Genomic DNA, 10,785 nt, shown 5'->3' with positions numbered 1-10,785 from the left:
TGTCGAAAAATCGTTTGGTGGTAGGAAGTGAGCCGGATACCACCAAACGCCAGTGTGACAGAACCTTCTCGACTATGTTAGACGCTGCGCCACTCGCCTCGAATATTACTTCCTGAACAATTTGGAGTGACAAAATCGCTTACATACGAAGCAAACAGGCTACAGCTGATCAAATTAACCAGCTTTACGAAATCGGTAAGAAACTATCTCCTGCCGTTGACACTCTAACAAATAGCACTTCTCTGGTTATGGTATCAAGGTAGATGAGTACGCAGCCGTTTTTTTTATCAGAAGCTCATGTCCTAGATTTTGGAGAAAGTAAAAGAACTAGTTGCAACTAATCATGAAAAAGGTGCGTTAGCATGGGTGGACAACCCTTTAACCCAGAACAGTTCAAGGCACAACAGCGCCAGATGTGGGACAATGTTGCCGCAGGCTGGCAGACCTGGTGGGCGACCTTTGAGCAAGGAGCGCAAAGAGTCAGCGACAAGATAGTAGAACTGGCAGATATCAAGCCCGGCGACAGGGTTCTGGACATAGCTACTGGGATAGGAGAGCCGGCAATCACCGCAGCGAGGCGAGTCAGGCCCAACGGCAGGGTGGTGGCTACAGACATTTCTCCGCAGATGCTGGCAATCGCAAAGGCCCGAGCCAAATCGCTCGGTCTGGATGATGTAATGGAGTTTAGAGAGAGTGATGCAGAGGCTCTGGATTTGCCAAAGTCGACATTCAATGCAATTCTTTCGAGATGGGGCCTGATGTTTCTTCCAAACCTTCCTGCAGCTCTTACCGGGATCAGGCAGCTGTTAGCTCCAAACGGAAGGCTGTCTGTGGCAGTGTGGTCTACGCCTTCGAAGGTTCCATTGCTTGACCTGGCCTTTTCCACGGTGAGAAAGCAGATCAATGCCCCTGCGCCTCCTGCCGGAACGCCAGGCCCTTTCGCCTTGGCCGATGCCGACGCCCTTGAACGCTCGTTCAGCAAAGCAGGATTCAAGGACATTCGAATAGAGACATTGCAAATAACGTTTGGCTTTGATTCGCCTGATAGCTACACCAGATTCCACCAACAGATCGCTGCGCCTATTCAAGCCATGCTATCCAGTCAGCTTGAAGAAAGAAAAAAGCAGGTGTGGAATTCAGTGACGGAAGCAGTTTGGCAGTATGCCGACTCTCATGGCAGGGTAAACCTGGACAACGAGGTCATCTGCATAGTCGGGAAAAGTTGAAAACGTCCAATAAATGCTACTGGCATATCAATCAAATTTGAAATGCTTTCATAGCACATTTGTAGATGCATCAAAATTGATGTAGGAGCTTAGAAACTGCTCCAATGGTTTTGCCGTCATTTCAAGTGTCCGCTCTCACTGTGGAACCGAATTCCCTTAGTTCAGCAGGGATAGAGGACGCAGAATTAAGAAGGAGCGGGCCCGGAGGTCTGTGCGCCTCTAGCAGTTCGTAAATTGGATTCAAATTAATAAAGGCGCAGGGGCTATTAGATTTGTCTTTGCTTGAGCTCCAAAATCAGTTTGTTTATGGCTTATCTTGCGAAGAGTCATGTCAGGTACGGGAATATGATCCGCGGCCGAATGCAAAAGGCAAGTACGGATCCCAGGTATGCATCCACTGCGGCCAGCCAGCGACAAAGGAGGCTCTTTTCAGAAGTGGCGGCGCCATAGTTGTTGAAGAGTACTGCGATTCATGTTTGCAGGCCGAAAAGTTCATGGCGATAATGACGTTTTACGGACAGATTGAATAAAGAGAAAAAGGAGGGAAGCGGTTCAGGCTGCGGAGATACTGCTTTTCTCCTAGCCAGTGCAATCAGCTTCTACGGGGTTTCCATTGATTGTGCCTGTGTTGCTGAAGCTCCCACAGTTAATGATGCTGCCCTGATTGTTGATGGTACCGAGGTTGTTGAAGATGGCAGATACGTCATTTTCTATGAGTCCCCCGTTTTCGATGACGCCTGTTGTTGAATTGATGAAGACACCGCCTCCATCATTCTCTATCGTTCCCCTGCTCTTGATTAGTCCAAGGTTCTCGAAAAAAGCGTCATTATCTATCGTACCCGTGTTTAGGATTGTTCCTGTTCCGAAATTGATAATTGCATTTCCTACGATTCCATTGTAAATGATGCCCTTATTCTTTATAGTACCAAAGTTGGCAATGGTGTCCTGCCCAAAGGTGATGAAGCCATTCCAAATGCTCCCTTCATTCTGTATGGTGCCCGCAGCTTGATTGATTATCTGAGCGCCTCCTCCTCCATTGTACAGAGTACCTTCATTCCTGATACTTCCGGAATTGCTGAGTATGCCTCCAGCGTTGTCGAAGGTGCCGGTTTCGGAAATCTTGAGCGTTCCAGAGGCCTCAATTAAAAATACCGCCGTATTGGTAAGAGTATAGCCATCGACAGTACATTTCTCACCCGAATGGACAGTAAGACCATTCACGATATTGTTTGTCCCAAAGGCGCATATCTCCACTGCGGGAGCCGCCTCAGCATACATCATGTTCCCTGCAATGACGGGTACCAAGGCTGCTGATGTCAGTATCACTGCCGCGAATGTCAATAATGGATTTTGCAACTTGCTCACGAAAAGTTTCTCTACCATGTCATACGACAATAGGAAAAGGTTCTATAAAAGTAAGAGTGGAAAAGTATTATAGAAAATCAAGAAGAGGAAACGTCGCTTCTCATTGCTGTGGCCTTATTATCCACACAAACGTGTGACTGAAAAGGTTATCTCTTCCACCTCTTGATAGTTGCGATTACTCTTTCAACATAATGGCTAATTATGTAGTAATGGAAAACAAAAGAGAAGGGAGAGGGCTAGCTTACCTCATCCCTCACTTGCACGGCACAGTCTTGATGTCTCCCTCAAGCTCCATATAGTCAAAGAAGTTCTTCAGCCTGTTGAGATACCTGGACCTGGTCGCAGGGCTCTTGATGGCGTACAGGAACGCGTTCAATGGCTTGGTCTCTGATACTGACACTATCTCACCTATTACTACTTCTGAAACCAATTTAAGAACCACTAAAGGTACGGGCCCGGAGGGATTCGAACCCTCGACCTAACGCTTAGGAGGCGTTCGCTCTGTCCATGCTGAGCTACGAGCCCGCGTTAGTGTTCAACAAAGTTGCGTTAATTTTAAGCATTCGACACACGCGCGGCCTTGGGCGTAAGCGTCACGACTTGGCGCTTTCCGTTCTTGAAATCGGGGTCATACCACCCTTCCGGGAAATAGTCCTTGCCCTTGCGCATCTCGCGCGCAAGCCCTGCGTTGCCGGCGACTTCAAGCAGAACCTCGAATTGGCCGTTCTTGCATTCGATGTCTGTCAGTATCTTGACGGTCCCGCCGTCCCTGAGCTTTCTGGCAAGTGTGGCAAGCGTCGTTCGCAAAAGCGTGCGCTCTTGCGGCCCGGACAGCGGCGCGTCGCGCTCGGGCATGACTATGAGGAAGTTGTCTATCGATTTGTCCGTGATGGCCGGCAGGAGCTTCTCCGCGTCGCCCCAGAATGCCGACGCGTTCTGCGGGTCAAGCTCGGCAAGCCTAGACTTGGCCTTGAGCACCTCGTTCTGGTTCCTTCCGATGCCGATGAAATACTCAGACCAGTTCTCCGCCGCCATCGCCTGCAATATTTCGCCTCGCCTCATGCCCACCTCCACGTTAACCTTCATGTACATCCTGCGCGCGATCTCTATCGTGCGGTTCAGGGGCGTCGACGGGTTTCCCTCGTGGAAGAACTGGTATATCAGGTTCCAACGCCGGCGGAACACATCAGGGAATGTTTTCTTTGCTAAGAGCTCCCTGAACAGCTCTAGATCAGCAAAGTCGGAAAAGAACGCGTCTGTCCTTGACACGGCTTCAAGCCTTGGCAGGTACAACTCATCGTAAAGGTTGGTGACCCTGTTCCACGCCCTGACGGGGTCGGAGCCCATGTAAGTCACCGCAAGATCGGCAAGCCAGAGCACTTCTGACATCAGTTTTGTCTTTTCAGTCTCTGCGCCCATCTTCGCAAGCTCGGCAAGCAGGCCTGCGTACCTGTCTTGCGCGTTTTTCAGCTTGAAGAATGGAAAATCCGTCCTCCAGATGAGCGCCTCAACCATCGTGCTCTCGATTGGGGTCCAATCCGACTTCACATACTCTGGGTGCGTCGTCGAAAACTCGATTGCGACCGGCATGCCCTTGCCGTACTCGCGGAAATAGTTTCCTAGTTCTTCAGTGCTCATGGTAAAGTAGGCGTCTATTACCCTTGTTTTCTTCAACTCTTCCATAGTCCTAATCACGTTTGGGCCCTTGAGCTTGCCCGGCTCTGATGTAAGCGGCTGACAGGGGTCATAGTCGTGCAGGAGCCCTGCTACCACCAAGATCTCATAGTCTTTTGCGCCAAAATTGTGCTCCTTGAAAGAGCTAGGCAACATCTGCATAGCCATGTATGACACCTCGAGGGAGTGGTGAAAGTTATGATACTCACTTGCGCCCTCGCCAAGGCCCATGCGGGTGTACGCGTTTTTCATGAATCTGGTGAGCGCATAAAGCCGGTCTATCCTCGCCGGCTGTATGCCCTTTGCCTGCGCAAGTTCCATCATACCTGCCACTAGGTCGTCGTCTGCGACGTTTGCCAAGTTGACGTTTGTCTGGTCAATCTTGCGCTCCTTTGCGCCGGGAAAGTTGCGTATGACCTGCCTGTACACGATCCGAAGGGGGAGGCTCTTGTTCAGGTATATCACAAATGTCATGAACCGCCAAGGGAAGCGTACGCGCAGCCCCTCCCAGCCGGCCACCTCGTTTGTGGCTGCGACTATTTTCATGTTGACGTCGGCGATGAGCGCGGAAAGCTCTTCGCCTTCAACCTGCAGGTCGGAAAACCGCTCACGCTCGGTGTTCATGACGAGCCACTGCGGAACCTTGACGACATAGCGGTAGCGCCTGACACTAACGTCTTCTGACGGCCTCTCCCTCTGCGTCACGGCCGCGTTCCTCCTACCACTGCAAAATGGGAGGTCTCGGTCGCGCACTACCTGCAGCATTATCTCACTGCCTGGGTGCTGGAGCGATATGAGTATGTGCCAGTATTTGCCCTTGTCCATCCATGGCGGGACGTGTGTCTCTTTGTCCCAGAAATCCACCGGACCAGACGGAACAAATCCATCGTCGTACTCCTTTGTAACGGGATTGTAAGACTTGTACTCGTACTCGCCCACCACAGGGTCGAGTCGGCGCGCGGCAAGCCTCGCCTCGACAATGGAAGAGGCAGATTTCGTGAACTCGCTGTACGCCATGACCCCCCATATTGTGCCAAGTGCGCTGAACAGCGTAAACAAGCCCGCGACAACATCAGTCCCCGGCTCCACAAAGTACCTCGGCAGGAGTGGTATTCCAAACCAGCCAGAGGACAGGAGCCCGGCAAATATCAAAAGTATGAAGAGGTATCTTGCGGCATCGTGATAATGGAGGCTGAGCGCAAGACTGTTTCTACGCCAAGCGTACGTACGTAAATAGTGTCCGTCGCCTCCTGCCGGTTTAACTCTCAACGTGCCTGCCGGACCATCGATAAACCCTTGTCCACGTATATATTGTCTTATTCGGCCTTGTTGACTGAGTCAGCAAGCCCCGCCCATTCTGTTGAATCGTGGACGCCCCACTTCTCATACCATACTACCTGCGCAAGCCCCATGCGGGGAAGCCATCGCGCGCGCTCCAAGTCTGGTTTGTCCGCAAACTCATGCACGTAGCCTAAGCAGAGGTACCCGACCGGCTTGACGTGTGATGGTATTGCCAGTATCCTCTCAACGTCCTCGTTTGACAGTATGCTGACCCAGCCCACGCCCACGCCTTCTGCGCGTGCTGCAAGCCACAGGTTCTGGATGGCGCAGCAGACGCTGTACACGCCCGTGTCTTCTATCGATGTCCTGCCAAGAACGAATGGCCCAAAGCGCGTTGGGTCGTAGGTGACGCAGATGTTAAGGGCGGACTCCTCTATGCCTTCGAGCTTTAGCCCCGCGTATTTTTCCTGCCGCTCGTCGCCCCTAAGCATTTTAATCGAGCGCTCCCGCTCGCGCAAAAATGATTCCTTGACTTGCCTGCGCGTGTCAGCATCCTTTATCAGGATGAAGTTCCACGGCTGCGAAAAGCCTACAGAGGGGGCGTGGTGAGCTGCGTTCAAGATTCGCACGAGCGCGTCGTCCGGGATCTCTTTATTGGTAAAGTGCGACCGCACGTCGCGCCTTGAGAATATCGCCTTGTACAGGCCGTCCTTTTCTGGGCCGGAGAACGTATAGTCCAAGGTCAGCCTTTCTCAGGCGCCAGACCGGTTATTAGATTTGCGATGTTGCTCCTAGCCTTTTCAACATTTTCAGCGTACAGGTCGATGCCAAAAAATCTCCGGCCTAGCGACAAGGCGGCTATTCCGGTGGTCCCCCTGCCGCAGAATGGGTCAAGCACCCAGTCGCCCTTTTGGGTTGCAAACAACAGGACCCTCTTTACCAGCTCCTCCGGAAAAATTGCAAAGTGTTCGTTGCCATAGTGTGCCTTAGTCGCTATCTCCCACACGTTTGTGGGGTTCTTGCCCTGGGGGTTGCACACGGCAAATATCGGGTAGTGGCTGTGGTCGCCGATTCTTCTCCGCGTCGCGTGCCTCTTGAACTTGCGGTAGCAGGTGGGGCAGAACTTTTCAGGGTCGTAGCCGTAGGCGCGCGCAATCTCTGATGTGCTTGGCAGTTCAGATATGGGCGTTTTCGATGTCGCGCCGTGGATTACCCTTGCTATGCGGTCCATGGCCTTTCTGTCTGTGTTGATGGGCGCGTACTGCAGCATCCCTGCAGGCGGCACCCTGTTCCTCCCTTCCGCTGCCTCGTTTCCCTGCACCCTCACCGCGTTGAGGTTGGCATACGGGCGGACGCCTTTTGAGAAAAAGAGTACGTACTCGTAGGCCTGCGAAAAGTTGTCCCGCGCGCTGGAACTGACGTTGTTTTTCTTGTACCAGACGATGTCTTCTCTGAATTTGTAGCCTGCATCGACGAGTCGCTCTGCAAGCCGGTGCGGGACGCGCAGTTTCTCTTTGCGTCGACGCGTGTCGCCTATCACTATCCAGAGGCTTCCGTCGTCTGCAAGCAGCTCTCTGCAGGCAGAAAACACCTGCGCCAGTGAGTCAAGGTAGTCGTTTACAGAAAGCTCTCTGCCTATTTCAGACCTGTGGGAGCCGTAGTGCCTGTGGCCAAAATATGGCGGCGAGGTGACTACTGCACGAAACCTGCGCGGCTGGAGGTTCTTTACGACACGATAGACGTCGCCCTTTACAACCTCAAACTCGCCGGCCAAATTTCGCATTACAAACTGCCCGGGTGCTCTTAACCTTAACTGATACAATATATTTGGGCCCAAGAGGTAGAAGCGTAGAAACGGGCAGGTGGTCTAGCTCGGTTATGATACCTCGTTGACATCGAGGTGGTCGGGTGTTCAAATCACCCCCTGCCCACTTTCTCTAAAACCCAACTTTTTGTATCCGTTTTAGCACGTTGAGCAACTCATTTATCTGCTCGTCGTCCGACTTGGCGTGGTTCATGTCGGCCAGCATCTTGTTTATCTCCTCAAGCTCCTTGACTATCGCCGTGTTCTCGATGAGTTCCACCAAGATCTTGGGCTCAAACGGCTTTTGTAGCAGCTCCACGACCTGGTCGAGCTCTCTGACCGAGTCCCGGAGCGTCTCCTTGACAAAGGCAGAAGCAAAGATCAGGCGCTGCGCCCTATTCATCTCAAGTATCTTCTTCGCGGCTTCGAGACCATCCATCTTGGGCATCCTGTAGTCGAGCACCACGACGTCGAACGGGACGTACCTAGATGGCTTTTTGTCGAGCTTTTTGACTTCTTCCCTGTACACCCTAATGCACTCTTCGCCGTCGCCGGTGATAACCACTGTGTGATGCTTGGCTTCAAGCGCGACGCGGTACATCTTTGCCATGTCTGCATCGTCTTCCGCAACCAACACTCTTAGAACCATATTCCTCTAGTTGGCCACGGAGTGTATATAACGCTTGTCTGTAACATGACATACAACATCCATTCCGTTTTCCGGCGGGATTTGTTGGTTTATTATTCGGCCCTAACGGCAATCGGCGCCGGCCGCACGTCCTCCCCGTCTTTGTTTAGAGGCAGCTCTATCTTGAAGCTGGCGCCACCTGTCTCGTTGTTGTAGGCAGATATCCTGCCACCGTGGGCCTCTACTATCGACTTGCTTATGAAGAGGCCGAGCCCTGTCCCATGTGCGACATCGTCGCCCACCTTTTTTGTCACGAACTTGTTAAACAGCTTGGGCAGGATCTCTTTTGGTATTCCGCCGCCTGTGTCGCTTATCGTTATCACGAGAGTATCCGGCCTAGCAATGCTCGCCTCTACAGATATCTTGCCCTTTTTCGTGAACTTTAGTGCATTTCCAAGCAGGTTTGTGAACACTTGGGTAAGGCGCTCGCTGTCGCCTACCATCTCGACCTGTTGTTTTCCAAAATCTGTGGCAAGAGACACAGCAGAGCTGACGTTTGGCTTTATCGCTTCTACACAGTTTGCGAGGACTTGTTGTATGTCAATTTTTCTCATCGTGTACGGCAGTGAGCCGCTCTCTATTCTGCTCACGTCCAGCACATCAGTTGCAAGCTGTCTGAGCCTCACTGCCTGCTTGTATATGACATCGAGCGCCTCTTTACTCCCCATCATGCCCTCCCTTGCCATCGACGCGTAGCCGAGAATGGGGTGTATGGGCGAGCGCAATTCGTGTGACGCTACGCCTATAAACTCATCTTTCATCCTGTCTAGCTGTTTCAGCTCGTTGTTTGCGTTTTCAAGCACAGCGTTCAGATCCTGTAGCTGCTCGTTTCGGTGCTTGAGCTCTTCTTGCGCCTTCACGAGGTTCTTCCTCATGTGTTCAAAGTTGGAAGCCAAGTCGGTTATCTCGTCGGAACCGCTGATGTGTATCTCCTCTTCAAGGCTTCCCTGAGCAATGATATTTGCCTGTTTCTTTAGGCGAATCACCCTCTTTGATATAGAAAACGCAACCAAGCTTCCGATCACGACTACCACGGCTATGGCGGAGGCCGTGAGAAACATAGTAAAGTTAAGGGTGTTCTGGATGTCCACGAGGACGTTAGCCTGTTTTACCTGCATTTCCGCAAAGTTTGCATTGATATGTTGGTTGAGCTCGTCTCTAAACATCATTGACTGCTCATCAAATTCAAGGACTAGGCGGTGCAAGGGAAGCACTCCGGCGTCCGCACCTGCTGCCATGTGGTCAGCTTCTGTCATCTGGTCTGCTGTTGCCATGTGGTCAGCTTCTGTCATCTGGTCTGCTGCTGCCATGTGGTCAGAAGTTGTAGCTTCCCCTGCGGTGGGAGGAGCCGCTGCCACCACCATCTCGTCACCGATCATTACAACGTGCTCTAGGTTCTCACCTATAGTATCTACAGCGGCGCTATCGGTCTCGAGGGTTTTGTATTGCTCATAGGATGCGAAAAGATCCATCTTCGTTTGTTGCACTTCATCAAAGTGGTCTTGTGCAAGCTGTAATTCCTCCTCTGTGGAGGCTTCCGAGGCATGCAACACATACGCAAGAACTGAGCCGTTAAGGTGCTCAAAATCAGACTCGATGCTGCCAAGAGTTATTATGGTGCTGGCTTGCTTTTGCACTTCTGCGGTTGATTGGTTAACTTCTGATATCTGGTTGTAAAACAAGTAACCTGCGGTACCCAAGAGTATTCCCATAGCGAGGAAGCTCAGGAACAACTTCGTTCTTATTTCCATGCCTATCTTCCCCCGGGTCGACAGCCCATATAGATATTTTGATGTTGTACTTTCACGAATATAACTATTATCAAAAATTGAGATAATGTCCACCGGGTGCATGAGACATGGCAAAATTGGGACATGTTTGTGAGTGAGTGAGAGAGAGAGTCGATGAACTCATCTCAAGATTATTTGAGATGAAACTCGCCAATCTCACAACCCAACTTCTAAGTATGAGTTCCAATGAAATCATCATGCAGTCTCAGGACCTGACAGCCATCCTGAAGCGTACAAGGCGTTGGTTTTTAAAATCTCGTTTAGGTTCTGGTCTTTTGCGCCGGCTTTTGTGGCACGCGTCTCGCAAACACTGCAAGCTCCATGAAAATGCCGTAATATTCCCTAACCATCTCAAGCGCGGATTCAAAGTGTTTGCGGTTGCCCGAGGCAGTGCGTCGGAAACAAGTATGATATCAAAATCGTTGTTAAAATCGTCCCGGAGCGAGGTTTCGACGCATATCGACTTGTCTATACCACAAAAGATCAGCGCGTCAACGGCAAGGCTCTTGAGCCAAACACCAATTTCGCTTACTTGGAACGCCGAGTCGCGCTTTTTTATGACGATGTTGTCAGCCGCAGCCGGCTTTAGGTCGTCGACAATATCCGCGTCCCGTGTCCCCCCGACGCAGGTGGACCTCTTTCGTATCCTCTCTTCCCTCGCCTTTGGAAGTATCTTGTGCTACCTGGTCAAGAGATCGATGCCTGACCTTTCGCGCACGGCTTAGGAATAGAATACGGGAATGCAGGCTCTCCTGCAAAGTCTAATGAGCTCGGCTATCTTGGGCACGACCGCGCGATAGTGCACAGTCTCCATACTAAGAGCCTATCCCAAAAATACCTCTATGGGGATATCGTAAGGTAAGTCATCGATGGATGCCCTATCTTGTATAGGAATAATTGATATTTGACGGTTATGACTGCCAAATTCTGACGGCGTCTTATTTTTGGGATAGGCTC

At 51.3% G+C, this 10,785-nt stretch carries 10 protein-coding genes and 2 tRNA genes; 3 read left to right on the top strand and 9 right to left on the bottom strand.

The annotated features are described in order from the left end of the window. Positions 1-362: 362 nt before the first annotated feature. Positions 363-1,226, top strand: coding sequence for a class I SAM-dependent methyltransferase (locus tag VGA14_RS00495; protein ID WP_331001777.1), 864 nt, complete (start codon positions 363-365; stop codon positions 1,224-1,226). A 278-nt stretch (positions 1,227-1,504) separates the two neighbouring features. Then, positions 1,505-1,756, top strand: a complete 252-nt coding sequence (locus VGA14_RS00490) for a hypothetical protein (RefSeq protein ID WP_331001776.1) — start codon at positions 1,505-1,507, stop codon at positions 1,754-1,756. A gap of 49 nt (positions 1,757-1,805) precedes the next feature. Here the strand turns inward: VGA14_RS00490 and VGA14_RS00485 are convergent, their stop codons facing one another. From VGA14_RS00485 to VGA14_RS00460, 6 genes are all read right to left on the bottom strand, one after another. Then, positions 1,806-2,609 carry a hypothetical protein gene (locus tag VGA14_RS00485; RefSeq protein WP_331001775.1) on the bottom strand — a complete coding sequence of 268 codons (804 nt, stop codon included), beginning with the start codon at positions 2,607-2,609 and terminating at the stop codon, positions 1,806-1,808. A 235-nt stretch (positions 2,610-2,844) separates the two neighbouring features. Beyond that, positions 2,845-3,021 carry a hypothetical protein gene (locus VGA14_RS00480; RefSeq protein WP_331001774.1) on the bottom strand — a complete coding sequence of 59 codons (177 nt, stop codon included), beginning with the start codon at positions 3,019-3,021 and terminating at the stop codon, positions 2,845-2,847. Between the two features lie 20 nt (positions 3,022-3,041). Next, positions 3,042-3,116, bottom strand: a tRNA-Arg gene (locus VGA14_RS00475). 30 nt (positions 3,117-3,146) lie between these two features. Next, on the bottom strand, positions 3,147-5,534 hold the full coding sequence (locus VGA14_RS00470) for a hypothetical protein (protein ID WP_331001773.1): 2,388 nt from the start codon (positions 5,532-5,534) through the stop codon (positions 3,147-3,149). Between the two features lie 47 nt (positions 5,535-5,581). Beyond that, positions 5,582-6,286, bottom strand: coding sequence for a 5,6-dimethylbenzimidazole synthase (bluB, locus tag VGA14_RS00465; protein WP_331001772.1), 705 nt, complete (start codon positions 6,284-6,286; stop codon positions 5,582-5,584). A 2-nt stretch (positions 6,287-6,288) separates the two neighbouring features. Next, a complete protein-coding gene (locus tag VGA14_RS00460) occupies positions 6,289-7,320 on the bottom strand; it encodes a site-specific DNA-methyltransferase (protein ID WP_331001771.1) in 1,032 nt (343 codons plus the stop codon). An 82-nt stretch (positions 7,321-7,402) separates the two neighbouring features. On the opposite strand from VGA14_RS00460, the gene VGA14_RS00455 reads away from it, so the two are divergent. After that, positions 7,403-7,477: transfer RNA gene (locus tag VGA14_RS00455), tRNA-Val, on the top strand. A gap of 6 nt (positions 7,478-7,483) precedes the next feature. Here the strand turns inward: VGA14_RS00455 and VGA14_RS00450 are convergent. From VGA14_RS00450 to VGA14_RS09615, 3 genes are all read right to left on the bottom strand, one after another. After that, positions 7,484-7,999 (bottom strand): response regulator, encoded by a 516-nt coding sequence (locus tag VGA14_RS00450; RefSeq protein WP_331001770.1) that lies wholly within the window; start codon positions 7,997-7,999, stop codon positions 7,484-7,486. Between the two features lie 92 nt (positions 8,000-8,091). Continuing rightward, complete coding sequence (locus tag VGA14_RS00445; RefSeq protein WP_331001769.1) at positions 8,092-9,789, bottom strand: ATP-binding protein; 1,698 nt, start codon at positions 9,787-9,789, stop codon at positions 8,092-8,094. A 244-nt stretch (positions 9,790-10,033) separates the two neighbouring features. Next, entirely contained in the window at positions 10,034-10,474 is a 441-nt protein-coding gene (locus tag VGA14_RS09615; protein ID WP_414690216.1) for an isochorismatase family cysteine hydrolase, read from the bottom strand. Positions 10,475-10,785 lie beyond the last annotated feature (311 nt).

The sequence above is a fragment of the Nitrososphaera sp. genome, assembly GCF_036397675.1.
GTDB lineage: Archaea > Thermoproteota > Nitrososphaeria > Nitrososphaerales > Nitrososphaeraceae > Nitrososphaera.
The sequence above is the reverse complement of the archived record's forward strand: the minus strand, read 5'-3'. Positions and strand labels throughout refer to the sequence as shown.

What these genes read in the sequence shown, in the direction of transcription:
- VGA14_RS00445 (WP_331001769.1), bottom strand. Translation starts at nt 9,789, where the DNA reads ATGGAAATAAGAACGAAGTTGTTCCTGAGCTTCCTCGCTATGGGAATA.
- VGA14_RS00450 (WP_331001770.1), bottom strand. Translation starts at nt 7,999, where the DNA reads ATGGTTCTAAGAGTGTTGGTTGCGGAAGACGATGCAGACATGGCAAAG.
- VGA14_RS00495 (WP_331001777.1), top strand. Translation starts at nt 363, where the DNA reads ATGGGTGGACAACCCTTTAACCCAGAACAGTTCAAGGCACAACAGCGC.
- VGA14_RS00485 (WP_331001775.1), bottom strand. Translation starts at nt 2,609, where the DNA reads ATGGTAGAGAAACTTTTCGTGAGCAAGTTGCAAAATCCATTATTGACA.